Source organism: Paraburkholderia sp. BCC1876 (genome assembly GCF_902833695.1).
Classification (GTDB): domain Bacteria; phylum Pseudomonadota; class Gammaproteobacteria; order Burkholderiales; family Burkholderiaceae; genus Paraburkholderia.
The window spans coordinates 190,525-207,320 of the sequence record NZ_CADFGI010000009.1 but is presented as its reverse complement, the minus strand read 5'-3'; the positions used below and the strand labels follow the sequence as shown (position 1 = coordinate 207,320).

The following is a 16,796-nucleotide window of genomic DNA, read 5'->3' as shown; positions in this document are numbered from 1 at the left end:
GCGACTTAGAAATTGACGGTCCAGACGGTTTGCCGGGCGTCGCGAGCCGCTACGTATTCCACTGGCGGCGGCGCGTTCCGTAGCGCGTTCTGGGTCGCGTTCTGAGCTGTACTTTGAGTCGTACTTTGAGTCGCGTTTGCGGACCCCGCCGGATCGATCCCAGCCTGCGTGATCTCGAACGGCGCGCCGTGCAGACAGGACACCACCGGCTGGTTCGCCACGCTGATGGCCGCGTCGGTGGCTTGCACGAGGCAGGTTTCCTGCACGGTCAGACTGACGGCGATTGCCGCCAGCTCGGCCGGTGCGGCCTGCGAAGCCGGCGCACTGGGTAAGGCAAGAAGAACGGCCGCGAAAACGGCGGCCAGGTTACGGGAAATCATGGTGTTCCGGAGTCGGCTCGGGGAGCGGGATTAAGTCGAAAGCGCGTTCAAACGCCGGGTCAAAACCAGGCCGAAAGCGAAAGTCAAAAGCAGATGCATAGCATGTCGGCATCTCGTGCAAAAAACTTTAGGCTTTCCTCGACAAAACCCGCTAAACCGGCTCGCACACCACCGTGAACTTCAGCAACTGCGTCGGCCCGAACGCATTGCTGATGGCGACGTCCGCGGCATCCCGCCCGCGCGCCATCAGCACCCGCCCAATGCGCGGCACATTGTTACGCGGATCGAACGTCTGCCAGCAACCGCCGACATACGCCTCGAACCACGCGGCGAAATCCATCGCCGAATACGGCGGCGGCACGCCGACGTCGCTGATATAGCCCGTGCAATAGCGCGCGGGGATGTTCATCGCCCGGCACAGCGCCACGGCCAGATGGGCGAAGTCGCGGCACACGCCCTTGCGCTCCTGCCACGCCTGCCATGCGGTCTTGGTGGGCCGCGCGAAGTCGTAGCCGAATTCGATATGCTGGTGCACGTAGTCGCAGATCGCCTCCACGCGCACGCGCCCGAGCGGCAATTTGCCGAACGTCTGCCACGCGAATTCGGACAGCAGATCCGTTTCGCAGTAGCGGCTGCCCAGCAGGAACAGCAGCGAATCGTTCGGCAACGCCTCCACCGGATGCTGCTCGGTAAACGGCGGCCGCCGTTCCGGTTCCGACGACACTTCGAGCACGGCGCGCGTCGAGAACGACACCTTGCCCTGCGGCGCCACCAGCCGGCTGCACAGATTGCCGAAGCCGTCGCGATACTGGGTGATCGGCACCGACGGATCGACCGTCAGCAGATCCGGACTCAGCACTTCTTTGACGTGCGAAAAGTGGGTGTTCAACATCAACATCATCGGCGTCGGTTGCACGCACTCGTAAACCAGCTCGTAGCCGACGTGCAATTTCATCGTGTTCACACTTGCAAAGAAAGCCGCCGCCTCAGTGGGCGCGAAGCGCCCGGCACGGTTTGATTTCTGAATGAGCCACGGCCGGTTCCGGCGTGGTCGGGTGCTGTCGAATAGGCCAGTTACGGCTTGAGCATACACCCGCCATATTGGATAAAGAATGTCACTTTGGCCGCGGCGGTACGCGCGAAAGTTATCAACAGAAACTGTTCGCAAATCTGTGCATAACTATCCGGCAAAATCTGCAAGCTGTTGATGTGATTGCCATTTTTACCGTGTCGTCGAAGTTGGGCAGCGGCTTGTGGTCTAGACGGGTCAATCGCGCGGTTGAGTGGGCGTAGCGCCAGGTGGGGCTGGTTGTTGCAGCTCGTGCGCCACCTCATGTCCCGCTTCGCGCACAGCCGGCGCATTGCGCGCCTCCTCGCGCCATTGACGGCGCGAGCGAACCATTCTGCGCACGGCGACGCGCGCCATCGTGACCCAGCCCGACGGCCGCGGGTCGGCGAGCATGCTGAGGGCGCGCGCGTAGTCGAGCGTGAGGCCGGGCGTCCAGGCCATCGTGGCGGCGCGTTTGCGCAGTTGTGCGGCGACCCACAGTTCCGGCGTGGTGATCACGCGCAGAAACGGCCGCCATCCGCCGAGATCGCCCCACACGCGTGCCGACGCGCCCTCGATCGCCGCTTCCAGCGCGCGCGACACGCTGCTCGAACAATTGCGATGCGTGAGGTTGTAGGTGGCGTCCTCCCGATAGGTGTCCCAGAAGCGGCGCAGGCGCACCGGATCGTAATTGCGAATCCGCACCTGAACCGTCGACGGGCACCACGCTTTCGATTCGGTCGGGTAATCGGGCTGAAACACGCCCGGCACGTCGTTCTCATGCGTGGCGCGCAGGAGCCGCGCGAAATCGTCAGGTGAGCGATCGATCTCGACACCCGGGTACAGGCTGATGTAAATGCCCTCGGGCGATTCGAGCGCGGCATGGCCGGTGGAGATCACGCCGTTGCGATCCACCGCCGCGATATAACGATCGACGATCAGCTGACGGCGCGCCTCGCTTTTGGCGGTGCCGACCGGGGTCCAGACGTGAACGGTCAATGCGGCTTCGTCGGCGCCGGGTGGGCCGTCCCATTCGAGGGTGGGCGGTCGGCGGGGCGTGGCGGGGTTGGTGGCACTTGCAGCACTCGCGGCGGCGTTAGCGCCATCCGCCACTTCCTCGCCGACCACCGCCGGATTCGACGCCATCCGCCGAACCCGCGTACTCAGCAGAATCATGTTCCAGCCGCCGAAGATCAGACCGAGGCCCAGACAGTACGGCACGGTGCCGACATAGTGCGTCGGGTACGGCTGGTAGAAAAAAACCGCCAGCGCAATTTCGACACCGCCGCCGATCATCGCGAACCGCCACGTGCGATAGCGCACCACTCGGGCCGAGACGATCTGCAGCAAACCGTCGGCCAGAAACAGCGTGCCGAAAATCATCGACAGAATGAAATTGCCGTGATGATGGCCGGCGAGAATCAGCGCGGCCGCGCAGCAGAACGCGAAGCCCTTCACATAGCGCAGCGTGCGCTGCCCGCCCATGCCGGTCCACGCGACGGCCAGCGTGGCGAGACCTTCGAGCAGCAGCAGCAACGCGAACGGCGTGATCGGAAAATACAGCGCGTTGTCGAGCGCGTCGACGAACACCACCACGCCGAGCAGCAGGCTCACCCAGCCGATCAACTGCAGTGTGCGCCAGCGCGTACGCAGGTAATCGACTCCCAGCAGAATCATGACCAGACGAACCATCGGCAAACCTCCGTGACAGGCGCGCACTTCTGATCGCAATCTTAACCATGTTTGCGGGGATGGGACTCACACGTACTTGTGCTTCTCATGACGACGCGGTTTCGACGAACGTCCTTCGCGTTTGCTCGGACTAGTGCTCGTGCTCGAACGCGTGCTCACGCTCGCGGCGGTGTGCGTTTCATTCCGCGGCGCGGCATACGAACCGTTCTGCACGCCAGTCGGGACAGCAGGCGCGGTCATCTCGCCTCGCGGCGCGCTCAGGACAGCCTGCGCATCCGGCGACGAACCGCTTGCCGCATCGACGACTCGCTGCAGTTCGTCCTGCGCATAGGCCGGCAACGGGGCAGGCGGATACTTCGCGTCGGTGGCGCTGGCCGAGGCCGGCACGGCAGCGGCGCAAGCAAGGCCGAAGGCAATCATCAAGGGGGCGAGTTTCATGGCGGGTCCTGGTCAGGATGACGCGGCCGGCATGAAGGCAATGACAGGCCCGGCGCGCGTCGATGGATCGGAAGGTTCCTGACGGCTTACACCGTCAGCACAAGCAGTGTGACGGCCGGGACATGAAGGGTAAATTTTATTAAGCCGGATTCAGATAGGCATAATTCGGCTTAATAAGCACCGACGCGGACATCTGGGCGCGCGCCGGCCTGCAACATCAGAAACGCGAACGAAAACGCAGACGAAACGGCCTCAGGCCGCCGCGGCTTGCGGCATCGCAACGTCCTGCTCGCCGCCCAACGCGTCGAGCAGATCGCTCAGCATGCGGTCGAGTTCGGCGGTCATCAGCGTGACGTCGGAGTCGAAGCGTTCGTCGTCGTTTTGCGCGGTGGGATCGCTCGCTTCTTTCAGCACGTCGAGCGCCGCAATGCGCTTGATCACCAGCGACGGCGTCAGCACGAACGACACGCGGTCGTTCCACGTCATCGCGAGTCGCATGCATTGCTTGCCGGCTTCGATATGGCGGCGCATGTCTTCGGCGTCCAGCGTATGGCCGACGTAACGCACGGTCGCATTGCCTTCGGTCGGCGAGCGCAACTCGGTGTCCTGATCGAGCGTGAAGCCGGCGGGGCCTTCGCCGGAGAGCAGCCAGTTGGTCATTGCCGCGACCGGCGATTGCGTGACGCGCACCGTGCCGAGCGGCAGTTGATCGATCGACTTCACCAGCAAGCCGCGCACTTCATCGGCGACCGCTTGCGAGGCCGCGTCGATCACCAGCCAGCCGTTCTTGCAATCGATCCACACGCGCGTATCGCGGCGAATGCTGAACGCGCGCGGCAGCAGGTCGTCGGTGACCTGTTCCTTCAGTTCGCGCATCTGCTTGCGGCCGGGTTTGAAGCCCTGCTGTTCCTCGAGTTCGGCGGCGCGCGCCTTGGTCACCTGCGTGACCACCGATGCCGGCAGCAGCTTCTTTTCGGTACGGAACACCAGCAGCATCTGGCCGTTGAGCGTGTACACCAGCGAGTCGTTATCGCGCGGCGAGGCCCAGCCGTGGCTTTGCATCTCGACGGTATTGCCGGGCGCAAATGCGTGCGGCGCGAGCCACTTCTGCATCTGTTCGGGGGTGACGGACCACGGAGCGGGGAGACGGTGCAACTGAAGGTTTTTGAACCACATGGGCGACGGTCGTGTTTGGAGCAAGGCGCGTCATTCTATATGACGACGGAGGGATCGCGCGTCCTGGCGCTGACCACCCGCGGTTCGTTGAAATGACAGCGTCGAACGGGTTATTTTCAAATTAAACAATAAAATCCTTTCAACGAAAGACCCATTATCAAATACCGTCGTTAGCTGGAGAATGCGTTTCATCAACTTCAACTTCTCCGGAGCCTGCCATGTCCCACCATTCTTTTGCCCGTCTTTCTCGTCACGCGCTGCTTGCAGCTAGCCTTGCCGGCGCCTTGGGCACCGCTCATGCGGCTCAAGCCGCTCAAGCCGCGAACGACGCCGACCTGCCCGTGCCGCACCACATCGCCGTTGACACGCGTTCCGCGCACAGCGCCGCGATCGTGCAAACCGCGCGCCGCTACGCCGCGTTCTGGAACACCGGCGACACCTCCTACGCGAAGCTCGCGCTGTCGCCGGCGTTTATCGATCGCACCTTGCCTGACGGACGGCCGCAAGGGCCTGAAGGGCCGTTGGCGGCGTCGAAGGGATTTCGCGCGGCGGTGCCCGACCTGCATGCGGAAATTGACGACCTGGTGGTGGCCGGCGATCGAGCGTCGGTTCATTTGCATTTCCATGGCCACTTCACCGGCCAGTTCCAGAATCTCAAAGGCAGCGGCCAGACCGTCGACTTTCAGGCGTTCGATCTCTACCGGATCCAGGACGGCCGAATCGTCGAGAACTGGCACCTCGAAGACAATCTGACGCTGCTCAGGCAACTCGGCGCGATCAAGCCGTAAAGCGCGCGCGGCGCCGTTGTTTAAGCGCGCCGGACGCGGAAATCACCTAGACTTTTTGAGAGGCGTGATAGGGAAGGAGGCGACCATGGCCGATGAAACCGCACCCTGGCAAATGGTGGAGTACGAGGGTTTCGAGATTCACGTGGCGCCCTTTCCGAAGACTCCGCCGGGAGAAGGCGGCGGCGGCTCAGTGCCGGCGGTGGCGGATAACCGATACACGTATGTCGGCTACGTCTGCCATCCTGGCGCCGATGCGGCGATTCCCGGCCATTCAGTGCCGTTTCATGCGGATGGCGAGGAAAGCTTCGCCGGTCACGACGAAGCGTTGTACGAAGGGGTACAGGTGGGGCGCAGCATCGTCGAAGGAACGCATCCGGATTTGACGGTGCTGCCGTTGGTGACGGGCGGCGTGTGAGCGGCGCGCCCGGCTGCTAGCAATCAGCTGAACGCGCGCTTGATTCGCGACTTGAACAATGCACGCCGCAGACGGCCGTTCTGCTCCGGTTCCGTCACCGCGAGTCCGCCTTCAACCGCTGTGCCGCGCCGCAAAAAATAACGGTCGAACGTGGCCTGCGTCATGCCCCACTTGTTGAGGAATTGACGACGCCCGTCGTTCTTCACGACCTTGCCGGTGCTCTTCTGCTGGAAGTGATACACGAGACTATCGCCGACGCCCAGAAACACACGGCAACCGGCATCCCACAGCTTCATCGAAAAGTCGTTGTCGCTGCTCATGCCCGGGCTCAATTCGCTGCTATAGCCGCCGAGCTTGTACCACCAGTCGCGATGCACGAGCGTGGGCGGCCAGGTCGCGCCGCGCCAGTCCGCCCGCACGAGTTTCGGCGTGGCCGCGACCAGTTCGTCCGCGCGGAAATTTTCCACGTCGCGGCCGAAGTTCTGCACCACCACGCAGGGGTTGCCCGAATCGACCGGCTCGACCATCGTGCCCGACAGCATGAACAGGTTGTCGGCCGGCATCTGCGCGAGCCGTTTGACGAGCGCGTCGTCCCAGCCGGGGCAGCAGTACATGTCGTCGTTCATGTAGACGATGTAGTCGTGCGTGGCGCGCGCCGCCGCGATATTCACCGCGTGGCAGATGCCGATGTTGCCGGGCGACGCGGTGTGTTCGATGCCCTCGTCGCGCACCCACGCCAGCGTGCCGTCCGACCCGTCGTTGACGTGCACGATGATCTGATGCGTGTGCGTCGAATGACGCCGCAGGCTCTCGATCACGAGGCGCAGATAAGGCAGGTTGTTCCAGGTCGGGATGATGATTGAGAACATCGAATAGGTATTCCGTGGTGATGGCCCATGCAAACGGATCGTGCCGCTGGGATGCGGCGCGGATCGGCGGCGCCCGGTCTAGTCTTTTGCCGTTTTGTTGAACGGCGTGTTGAACGTGAGCTTGGCGGGAAGATCCGCTTCCCAGCCTTCCAGATCCTCGAACGGATAACGGCCCAGCGCATACAGCACGCGCTTGAAGCGGCTTTTGAACGGCGCGCTCGGCACATTGGGCAGCGAACCCGGTGCGGCGCCGGCCGTCTGGCGAATATAGTCGCGCGCGAAATCGCGCTGCGAAATGCCCCACTTCATCAGGAATTCGCGGCCGCCGCGATTGCGCCGGATACGGCCGGTCGATTTGGTGCCGAAGTGATAGATGCGGCAGGCCCCGACCGAGCGGAACGTGCGGCAACCGACCAGCCAGAGCTTCATCAGGAAGTCGTCGTCGCTGCTCATGCCGGGTCCGAACTCGATGCTGTAGCCGCCCACCATGTGCCACAACTGACGGCTGATCAGCATGGGCTGCAACGCGACGCCGTCGCGATCGGCCGACTTCATCGCCGCGGTGTACTTGAGCAGCCCGGCTTCGTCGAAATTGTCGGGTCCGCTGCCGAAGTTGGCCGCCGTGACGTTCGCATTGCCGGTATCGGTCGGCTCGATCAGCACGGAGGACAGATACGCGGACGCATGTCCCAGCCCGCGCAGGCTGGCCTCGAATGCGAGGTCCCAGCCCGGTGTGACGAACATATCGTCGTTCAGGAACAGAATCCAGTCGCGCGTGGCGAGGCGCGCCACGTCGTTCAACGCCAGGCAGACGCCGACGTTACCTTTGCTCCACGTATGGAGAAGGCCTTCCGAGCGCACCCAGTCGAGCGTGCCGTCGCTGCCGTCGTTGACGTGCACGATGATCTCGTGATCGAACGCCGAATGACGGCGAACGCTGTCGATACACAGCTTCAGATACGGCAGATTGTTCCAGCTCGGAATCAGGATACTGAACATGAGGCGACGGGAAAGCTCGTTGAATGGGATCGCGCGACACGGAAATGCTGAGTGCCGCGGGAAAGAAACGGGAAGGCGGACGACATGACCACGGCCGCCATCGATAACGCGTTGCCCGCGCAATGCTTAAGCGGATCGAGCAAGCCCAGCCGACCGGCCGACGCAAACGTGAGCGGAAATAAGGCTGACAACGGGCTTCGTGAGTTGACGCTCAGAAACGGAAGATGGGCGGGCGTCGACATGTCTTATGAATTTAGCCGGCCGCCGCGACAGTTGCCGTGCGACCCGGTAGGATGGCCTCGCCATTGTACCGGGTTAGGGTCCTGATCCTGCAAATCGGCCGGGAGCCCAAAGCCCGCGCGGGTTGCCGATAACGCGGGCATTGCCGCGCCGTGACCACGCCGGCGCCGGCCTCGGCATCGCCTCGGCATCGGCCTCCGCATCGACGCGGCAATGTCCGCGTAAGCTTGCTGGAGCGTGCTGTTACCATACGGCCCACTCGCCTGCCCCTGCAAGCCGCCGTCATGCCGACACGGCGGGCGCTGTGTCGGCGACCGGCTTCAGCATTTATTCCGTTTTTTTCAGTTTCGAGCAATGAACCGATTGATGAGCGCGCTCTACCGCGGCGCGCCTGCCGCCTTGAAACGCTTCGTGGAGACGGCTGTCGAGCGCTCCACGCGCATCCCTTACGCGGGCGTTGCGCATGAGCCCGAGGTGTTTCTGCGCAAGACGTCGCGAGCCAAAATCGTCAAGAAGTACCTGCACAAGCACTGGCTGCTCAGATGGCGCGGACAATCCCGCCTCGAACTGAGCAGCGCCGCCGACGCGAAGCGGCTGCTATGGATCTACACCGGCAAGCGCAATTTCGGCGATGCGACGATGGACATGTCCGGGCGCGCGCTCCTGAAGGGTCGCGGCTTCGACATCGACCTGTTCACGCTACCGAACCTGCTCAAGCTGTTCGAGGAAGACGATGTGTTCCAGCACGTCTACTCCGATTTGCAGCAGCTTGCCGGCCGTCGATACGACGCGATCGTGATGTCGGAATTCAACCTGCCGTCCATCAAGCTGAAGACGCGCAATTTCAGGCATTTGCCGTACGTCTGCCTGTTCCAGTATTTCTACGGCCCGGACCGCAACCAGACGACGTTCAGTTACGCCGCGGTGAATCACGCGTTTTCGCTGGGCTATGCGCCAACGAGCATCGTCGCGCTGAGCAAGCCTTATCTGGCTGCGAAGACCGGCACGCGCGAGTCGGTGCGAGCGTTGGTACCGAACGAACCGTTCGTGGCGCTGGCGGTCGGCGGGCTCGATACGAACCGCACTTATGGGCGTTGGGGCGAATTACTGGATCTTCTCGATCGATCGGACGAGCCGGGCATACCGAGGCACATCGTGCTGCTCGGCTCGGACAACGGGCTCGCCATGGCGGAAGTGTTGCTGAAGCGGACGTTTAGCACGCTGAAGATCAGTTCGTGCGTTGCTCGATTGACGTTGTTGCAGTCACGCGAAGTCGCGGCACAGGCAAGCCTTTTTGCGGGCGCGGATGGTGGTTTGATGCACGTGGCGCACTCCACACCGACGCCGAGCGTATCGTTATTTTCCGACCGCGAGCCACCGTATCTGCGACTGACCGAGGCGTGCCGTTCGATTGGAATTCAGAGTACTGGCGACGTCGACGAGATTGCGCCGACGGCGGTGATGAATGCGATTCGGACGCAGTTGGTGGGTTTGTCGAGCGCGGCGGGTCCGGATAAGCCGGGTGTTGCAGCTTAAAGGAGAAGGTGCGAGTCTCTTTCGCCGCTCAACTGCCGAGTCCCACTGAACACTGCGGCACGCGAAGCGCTGCCGGAAGAATGACTGCTGTGCCCCTGACGTGGAATGTGCGAGAACACGGATTCCAGATGCACCACTACCGGAACTGTGCGGGGGACCCACTTATAAGCTAGCGGTGTGAGCCGCTTTCTTTTGCTTACTTTGCTTTGCGGCAGGCAAAGAAAAGTGAGTGCCGCCCCGCACAGGGGCAACGCTAATAGACCACTAGCAAAGCAAGGAAAGGCCAACTCAGCAAGCGCCGCGCCCCCTTCTCACGCCGCATCCTGCTGAAACTGAATCCGATGCAAATTCGCATAAAGCCCATCATGCGCCAGCAACTCCCGATGACTCCCCCGCTCAACGATCCTCCCAGCCTCCATCACAAGAATCCGGTCGGCCCGCTCGATAGTCGACAACCGATGCGCGATAACGAGCGTAGTACGCCCCTTCATCAAGGTCTCCAACGCCGCCTGCACATGACGTTCCGACTCAGAATCCAGCGCCGAGGTCGCTTCATCGAGAATAAGAATCGGCGCGTCCTTATAGATAGCCCGCGCGATCGCGAGCCGCTGCCGCTGGCCACCTGAGAGCATGAGCCCGTTATCCCCAACCAGCGTATCGATACCATTCGGCATAGCCTGAACCGTATCCCACAGGTTAGCCGCACGCAGCGCCGCCCTGACCTTGTCCGAATCAGCCACTTGCCCATAAGCAACGTTATTGGCGACCGTATCGTTAAACAGCACAACATCCTGACTCACCATAGCAATCTGCCCACGCAGCGCATGCAGGTCATACTCAGGCAACGCAACGCCATCGACCAGAATCTCCCCGCCGGTCGGATCAAAAAACCGCGGCAGCAAATTCACCAACGTCGTCTTGCCACTCCCCGACGGTCCCACGAGCGCAACCATTTCCCCTGGCGCCACCTTGAACGACACCTTATCCAGCGTGTGCCGATTATTCGTAGCGCTAGCGCCATAACTGAACGACGCATCGCGGAACTCCACTTCACCGCGCGCGCGCTCGAGCGGCTTGCCGCCGCCTTCCGGTTCGGACGGCTCGTCGATCAAGCCGAAGATCAGTTCACACGCCGTCATACCGCGTTGCAGCGGCTGATTCACGTCCATCAGATGCTTGAGCGGTGAAATGATCAACAGCATCGCTGTCACGAACGCGACGAACCCGCCGACCGTGGTCTGATCCGACGACGACTGCATCACCGCAATCGTGATCACCACCGCCAGCGCGATCGACGCGAGAAACTGCGTGAGCGGCTGCGCGAGACCGCCGGAGACGGTCATACGCATTGCGTAACCGCGCAGGCGCTGGCTCATCGACGTAAAACGGTCGATCTCGTACTGCTCGCCGTTGTGCACCTTGACGACCTTGTAGCCGCCCACCGTCTCTTCGACGATGTACGACAGTTCGTTCGTCAACAACTGATGTTCACGGTTCAGGCGCCGCAAGCGGCGGTTGATCTTGCCGACCAGCCAGCCGATTGCGGGCAGCAGCACCGCGACGATCAGCGTCAGACGCCAGTTCAGATAGAACAGATAGCCGAGCAGGAACACCACGGTCAGCGAATCGCGCACCAGCGTGACCATCACGCTCAACAGCACGTTGAGAATCTGGTTCACCTCGAAGACGATCGCGTTGATCACCGTACTCGCGGTTTCGCGCTGGAAAAACGCGACGCTCGTGTGAATCATGCGGTTGAACATCTTCAGGCGCAGTTCGAGCAGGATACTGTTCGACACATACGCGAGCAGGTAACCGGATGCGTATTGCGACAGACTCCGAATCAGCGCGAGACCGATCACCGCGGACGGCACGAACCACTTGGTCTTGTCGTTGGCGTGCGCACCGAAACCCTTGTCCAGCAACGGCTTGAGCAGGGCCGGGATCGCCGCGTCGGTCGCGGAACTGATGGCCATCGCGACGATCGCACCGATGAGGACCCAGACCATCGGCTTGATGTACGGCCACAGGCGTCGAAAAATGACGGATGGCGACGACGCCTCGCCTGTGCCGATGGGTTTGCTTAACGTTGGCTTCGCGCTCAAGGAATCCTCTGGGAATGCGGGACGGCTGCCGCGCGGCGGACGGAATGCCCGCCGCGAGGAAATTCAAAGAAGAGCATTGTAAACGGTTGCGGGCGACGGCTGGGAGCTGGCTGAATGGGCTGTGTATACTGCTGCAACTCGCTGCGAACACCTTGCCGCGAACACCTCGCTGGCGGGTCGCCCCGAGTTGCCGGCGCGACCCGCTCGCGAATGTCGCTCGTGCGGCTCGTTCCATCACTTTGCCCTCCACCCGATTCAGGCATGCAAGAAACCACCCTCGGCGTCGCCATCATCACCAAAAACGCGGCGGCGCGGCTGGCCGAATGCCTGCAAGCTGTGTCGTTCGCCGACCAGATCGTCGTGATCGACGGCGGCAGCACCGACGGCACTGCTGATATCGCCCGCGCTCACGGCGCCCGGGTGATCGAAGAGACCGACTGGCCAGGTTTCGGCCCGCAGAAAAACCGCGCGGTAAAGGCGCTCTCCACCAACTGGATTCTTTCTCTCGACGCCGACGAAATCGTCTCGCCGGAACTGGCCGCGGCGATCCGCGCGGCACTCATCTCTCCCACCGCCGACGTCTACGCGGTGGACCGCCTGTCGAGTTTCTGCGGCCACTGGATTCATCACAGCGGCTGGTATCCGGACTGGATTCCGCGTCTGTTCAAACGCGGCGCGGCGCGTTTCTCCGACGACCTCGTCCACGAGCGTCTGGTGTTCGACACGCCCGCGCAACGGCTCACCGGCAAGCTGATGCACTACTCGTACGAGGACTTCGAAGGCGTGCTGCGCAAGCTCGACACGTATTCGACGGCCGGCGCGGCGCAACGTCATGCGGCGGGCAAGCGCGGCAGTTTCGGCAAGGCGCTCGGGCGCGGCGCCTGGGCGTTCGTTCGAACCTACGTGCTACGGCGCGGCTTTCTGGATGGCAAGGCCGGCTTCATGATCGCGGTGTTTAACGCTGAGACGGTGTACTACCGGTTTTTGAAGCTGGCGCGGTTGGGCGATGAGGCGCGGCGCTGAGGGCGAGACTGGACGCGGCGTGGGCCGTGAGAGGTGTTGCTGTGCCGCTTGATTGTGTTTTGCTGCGCCGCCTGGTTGTCGAGGCTTGTCCGTGTCCGGGCAGCTGCTGCCGCATCGCCGCGACCGTACGAAGCCCTAAGCGGCAGCCCTATAAGCCGTAGCCGAACCCTCTGGTCGTTTTGCCCGCGCCACTGGCGCGGGCAACCCAACCATCAATAGACGATTTCGATCGAACTGCCGGCAAATTCGCCGCGCAACGCCGCGAGGAGTTCGTCGGTCGGCTTCACGCGCCACGCGTCGCCCAGACGCATTTCACCCTGCGCGGTTTCGCTGCGATACACCACCTGCACAGCCAGCCCGTTCGGGATCTGCACCGCCTGACGCTGACGGCCATTGTCGCCGCCATAGCCGCCGCCTCCGCCGCCGTTACGCCCGCCACCATTGCCACCGCGCGCCGACGCAACCGGCGCCGGAGCCGCCGCCGGTTCGTCCTTACCCGCGCTATGCGCTTCGAGCACGCGCCGCAACGCGAGTGCGTCTGCGTTGCCGTTCATCTCCACCTTCACGGCCTCCGCATAACGGCAGCGCGCGCGCCCGAGATCCATGACCGTCTCGACGGTAAAGCGGATGCCGCCAGTGAACGCGTCGTTACGCGCCTGACCCTGCACGACCAGCAGTTCGTCTTCCTTGAACAGTTGCTTGTGGGCTTCGAACGTCTCGTTGAACACCGTCACTTCGCACTGGCCCGTGCCGTCATCGAGCAGCGCGATCAGCATCTTGCCGCGCTGGGTCATCTGCGTGCGCAGCGACGCGATCACGCCCGCGACCAGCTTGTCGCGCCCTTCCTTCAATTCGCCGATCTTCTGCCGCACGAAACGGCGCACTTCGCTCTTGTACGCGTCGAACAGATGGCCCGACAGGTAAAAGCCAAGCGCGGCCTTTTCTTCCTGAAGCTTCTTCTTTTCCGCCCACTCCGGCTCGTCGACCAGTTCGTGACCTTGCGACGGCGCGTCGCCCATGTCGAACAGGCCCGCCTGCAGCGCATTGGCGCTCGCCTGTTCGGCGGCTTCCATGGCGAGTGAGACGGAAGCGATCAACTGCGCGCGATTGGCATGCAGCGAGTCGAACGCACCGGCGCGGATCAACGCCTCGACCGTGCGACGATTGACGATACGGCGGTCGACGCGATTGCAGAAATCGAAAATGTCGATGAACGGACCGTCTTCCCGCGCACGCAGGATTTCTTCGATCGCGTTCTGGCCGCTGCCCTTGATCGCGCCGAGACCGTAGCGGATCGTTTTCGAGCGTTTGCCGTCCGGCTCCGCGACCGGTTCGAAGCGGTACGCCGACAGATTGACGTCCGGCGGCAGCACCGCCATCTTGTTCGTCAGGCAGTCTTCGAACAGGATCTTGACCTTGTCCGTGTCGTCCATGGCGAGCGACATATTCGCCGCCATGAATTCCGCCGGATGGTGCGCCTTCAGCCACGCGGTGTGATACGCGAGCAGCGCGTACGCGGCCGCGTGCGACTTGTTGAAGCCGTAGCCCGCGAACTTCTCCATCAAGTCGAAGATTTCGTCGGCCTTTTCGCCGGTCAGCCCGTTCTTCGCGGCGCCCTGGCGGAACAACTCGCGATGCTCGGCCATTTCCTCGGCCTTCTTCTTACCCATCGCGCGACGCAGCAAGTCGGCGCCGCCCAGCGAGTAGCCACCGATGATCTGCGCCATCTGCATCACCTGCTCCTGGTAGACCATGATGCCGTAGGTCTCTTTCAGAACAGATTCGACGCGCGGATCCGGATACTCGACGACTTCGCGGCCGTGCTTACGCGCGCAGAAGCTCGGGATCAGGTCCATTGGGCCCGGACGGTACAACGCGACCAGCGCGATGATGTCCTCGAAGCGGTCAGGCTGCGCATCTTTCAGCATGCCTTGCATGCCGCGGCTTTCCAGCTGGAACACCGCGACCGTATTCGCTTTCTTCAGGATCGAAAACGACGGCGCGTCGTCCAGCGGCACCTGCGCGAGCGACCAGTCCTGCTTCGACGGATCGAGACGGCGGATATAGCGCTCGGCCCAGTCGAGAATCGTCAGCGTGGTCAGACCCAAAAAGTCGAACTTCACGAGGCCGACGGCTTCGACGTCGTCTTTGTCGTACTGGCTCACGACGCCGCTTTCGTCGCCCTGCGTGTACAGCGGACAGAAATCGGTCAGCTTGCCGGGGGCGATCAGCACGCCGCCCGCGTGCATACCAACGTTACGCGTGAGGCCTTCCACACGCTGCGCGAGTTCGAGCAACTGATGCACTTCATCTTCGTTGTCGAAGCGCTCCTGCAACAGCGGCTCTTCCTTCATCGCGTCGGCAATCGTGACGTGCTTGCCCGGCTTGAACGGAATCAGTTTGGCGATGCCGTCCGTGAACATGTAGCCGAGATCGAGCACCCGCCCGATGTCGCGCACCGCCGCCTTCGCCGCCATCGTGCCGAACGTGGCGATTTGCGACACCGCGTCCGCACCGTACTTTTCCTTCACGTACTGGATCACGCGATCGCGGCCGTGCTGACAGAAGTCGATGTCGAAGTCGGGCATGGAGACCCGTTCCGGATTCAGGAAACGTTCGAACAGCAGGTTGTAGCGCAGCGGATCGAGGTCGGTCACGCCGAGCGCGTAAGCGACCAGCGAACCCGCGCCCGAACCCCGGCCGGGGCCAACCGGCACGCCGTTGTTCTTCGCCCAGTTGATAAAGTCCGCCACGATCAGGAAGTAGCCCGGAAAGCCCATCTTGATGATCGTGCCGCACTCGAATTCGAGGCGCGCGTAATACGTTGCGCGTTGCGCTTCGCGTTCGGCCTCGTCCGGGTACAACTGTTCGAGACGCTTCTCGAGCCCCTCTTTCGACAACTGCACCAGGTAGTCGTCAAGCGACATGCCGTCTGGCGTGGGGAACAGCGGCAGCTTCGGCTTGCCGAGTTCGAGTGTGAGATTGCAACGCTTGGCGATTTCGACCGTATTGGCGAGCGCCGACGGAATGTCCGCGAACAGCGCGGCCATTTCTTCCTGCGTGCGGAAAAACTGCTCGGACGTGAAGCGCTTCGAGCGGCGCGGATTCGCGAGAATGTCGCCTTCGGAAATACACACGCGCGCTTCGTGCGCGGTGAAATCGTCTTGCGTCATGAACTGCATGGGATGCGTGGCGACCACCGGCAACTTCAGCGCCGCGGCAAGTGCGACCGACTGCTGCACGTACTGCTCGCCGCCCGGCTGACCGCTCCGTTGCAACTCGATATAGAAGCCGCCCGGAAAGACCTTCGCCCAATGCAATGCGTTGCGTTTGGCCGCTTCTTCGTTACCCGCCGCGAGCGCGAGGCCAATGTCGCCGTGCTGCGCACCGGACAACGCGAGCAAGCCTTCGCCCAGGCCGGATTCGAGCCAGCCAGCCTCGACTTCCGCGCGACCGCGATACTGATTGGTGAGCGACGCCTTGCTGAGCAACTCGCACAGATTCAGATAGCCGCGCCGGTCTTTGACCAGCAGCAGCAAACGGGAAGGCTTGTCGCGGTCGTCGGGATTGGTGATCCAGACGTCGCAGCCGGCAATGGGTTTGACCCCTTTGCCACGGGCTTCCTTGTAGAAACGGACGAGGCCGAACGCGTTACCGAGATCGGTGAGGGCGAGCGCGCCCTGACCGTCTTTGGCAGCGGCCTTGACGACGTCGTCAAGACGCACGATGCCGTCGGCAATCGAGAATTCGGAGTGAACGCGGAGATGAACGAAGCGGGGATCTGACATGGGCGACATTGTAACTCCACCCTCCGGGAGTTTTCAGGCCAAAACCGCGCGTTGGCCGTTCGGCTTAGGACACGAACGCGGCAGCCTTTATGCACTGGCGCTCCGCGCTATTTTTGACAATTGCGACGGCCACGTGAGAGCGACGCCGCTCGCCCGCGGCGTCAAAAAACCTTGCGCTAATCCGCGTGAATCCGCGTGAATTCGCCCCGCCTTTGTTGACAACCGGCCGCAACGCGCCACGAGATCGCGGACGATTTGCGCTAGCGCAAATCCCTGGCCATTCGGCCGAGTCGGGGAAA

At 62.6% G+C, this 16,796-nt stretch carries 14 protein-coding genes; 5 read left to right on the top strand and 9 right to left on the bottom strand.

Annotated features, from left to right (window positions below; translation table 11 throughout):
• Window positions 1-5: 5 nt before the first annotated feature.
• The 5 genes from HWY05_RS28470 to HWY05_RS28450 form a co-directional block, all read right to left on the bottom strand.
• Window positions 6-380, bottom strand: a complete 375-nt coding sequence (locus tag HWY05_RS28470) for a hypothetical protein (RefSeq protein ID WP_176060436.1) — start codon at window positions 378-380, stop codon at window positions 6-8.
• Between the two features lie 151 nt (window positions 381-531).
• Window positions 532-1,335: a transglutaminase family protein gene (locus HWY05_RS28465; RefSeq protein ID WP_035551930.1), complete on the bottom strand. Its 804-nt coding sequence runs from the start codon at window positions 1,333-1,335 to the stop codon at window positions 532-534.
• 312 nt (window positions 1,336-1,647) lie between these two features.
• A complete protein-coding gene (locus tag HWY05_RS28460; protein WP_244146723.1) occupies window positions 1,648-3,120 on the bottom strand; it encodes a DUF308 domain-containing protein in 1,473 nt (490 codons plus the stop codon).
• A gap of 66 nt (window positions 3,121-3,186) precedes the next feature.
• Window positions 3,187-3,558: a hypothetical protein gene (locus HWY05_RS28455; protein ID WP_176060435.1), complete on the bottom strand. Its 372-nt coding sequence runs from the start codon at window positions 3,556-3,558 to the stop codon at window positions 3,187-3,189.
• A 252-nt stretch (window positions 3,559-3,810) separates the two neighbouring features.
• Window positions 3,811-4,734, bottom strand: a complete 924-nt coding sequence (locus HWY05_RS28450) for a recombination-associated protein RdgC (protein ID WP_176060434.1) — start codon at window positions 4,732-4,734, stop codon at window positions 3,811-3,813.
• 218 nt (window positions 4,735-4,952) lie between these two features.
• Between HWY05_RS28450 and HWY05_RS28445 the strand changes: the two genes are divergently transcribed.
• Both HWY05_RS28445 and HWY05_RS28440 read left to right on the top strand, forming a co-directional pair.
• Complete coding sequence (locus tag HWY05_RS28445; RefSeq protein ID WP_176060433.1) at window positions 4,953-5,522, top strand: ester cyclase; 570 nt, start codon at window positions 4,953-4,955, stop codon at window positions 5,520-5,522.
• Between the two features lie 85 nt (window positions 5,523-5,607).
• Window positions 5,608-5,937 (top strand): hypothetical protein, encoded by a 330-nt coding sequence (locus HWY05_RS28440; RefSeq protein ID WP_035551939.1) that lies wholly within the window; start codon window positions 5,608-5,610, stop codon window positions 5,935-5,937.
• A gap of 23 nt (window positions 5,938-5,960) precedes the next feature.
• On the opposite strand, the gene HWY05_RS28435 is transcribed toward HWY05_RS28440, so the two are convergent.
• Together HWY05_RS28435 and HWY05_RS28430 are read right to left on the bottom strand one after the other, a co-directional pair.
• Window positions 5,961-6,806 carry a glycosyltransferase family 2 protein gene (locus HWY05_RS28435; RefSeq protein WP_176060432.1) on the bottom strand — a complete coding sequence of 282 codons (846 nt, stop codon included), beginning with the start codon at window positions 6,804-6,806 and terminating at the stop codon, window positions 5,961-5,963.
• A gap of 78 nt (window positions 6,807-6,884) precedes the next feature.
• Window positions 6,885-7,805, bottom strand: a complete 921-nt coding sequence (locus HWY05_RS28430; protein ID WP_035551942.1) for a glycosyltransferase — start codon at window positions 7,803-7,805, stop codon at window positions 6,885-6,887.
• A 606-nt stretch (window positions 7,806-8,411) separates the two neighbouring features.
• On the opposite strand from HWY05_RS28430, the gene HWY05_RS28425 reads away from it, so the two are divergent.
• Window positions 8,412-9,581 (top strand): glycosyltransferase family 9 protein, encoded by a 1,170-nt coding sequence (locus HWY05_RS28425; RefSeq protein ID WP_176060431.1) that lies wholly within the window; start codon window positions 8,412-8,414, stop codon window positions 9,579-9,581.
• 311 nt (window positions 9,582-9,892) lie between these two features.
• Here the strand turns inward: HWY05_RS28425 and msbA are convergent, their stop codons facing one another.
• Complete coding sequence (msbA, locus tag HWY05_RS28420) at window positions 9,893-11,656, bottom strand: lipid A export permease/ATP-binding protein MsbA (protein WP_231585120.1); 1,764 nt, start codon at window positions 11,654-11,656, stop codon at window positions 9,893-9,895.
• Between msbA and HWY05_RS38465 the strand changes: the two genes are divergently transcribed.
• Together HWY05_RS38465 and HWY05_RS28415 are read left to right on the top strand one after the other, a co-directional pair.
• On the top strand, window positions 11,550-11,768 hold the full coding sequence (locus tag HWY05_RS38465) for a hypothetical protein (RefSeq protein ID WP_231585167.1): 219 nt from the start codon (window positions 11,550-11,552) through the stop codon (window positions 11,766-11,768). The genes msbA and HWY05_RS38465 overlap by 107 nt on opposite strands.
• Window positions 11,769-11,947: 179 nt before the next feature.
• Entirely contained in the window at window positions 11,948-12,709 is a 762-nt protein-coding gene (locus HWY05_RS28415) for a glycosyltransferase family 2 protein (protein ID WP_176060430.1), read from the top strand.
• Window positions 12,710-12,921: 212 nt separating this feature from the next.
• Here HWY05_RS28415 and dnaE read toward each other — a convergent pair whose 3' ends face one another.
• The gene (gene dnaE / locus HWY05_RS28410; protein ID WP_035551949.1) at window positions 12,922-16,506 is read right to left on the bottom strand and encodes a DNA polymerase III subunit alpha; all 3,585 of its coding nucleotides are present in this window, start codon (window positions 16,504-16,506) and stop codon (window positions 12,922-12,924) included.
• Between the last annotated feature and the right edge of the window lie 290 nt (window positions 16,507-16,796).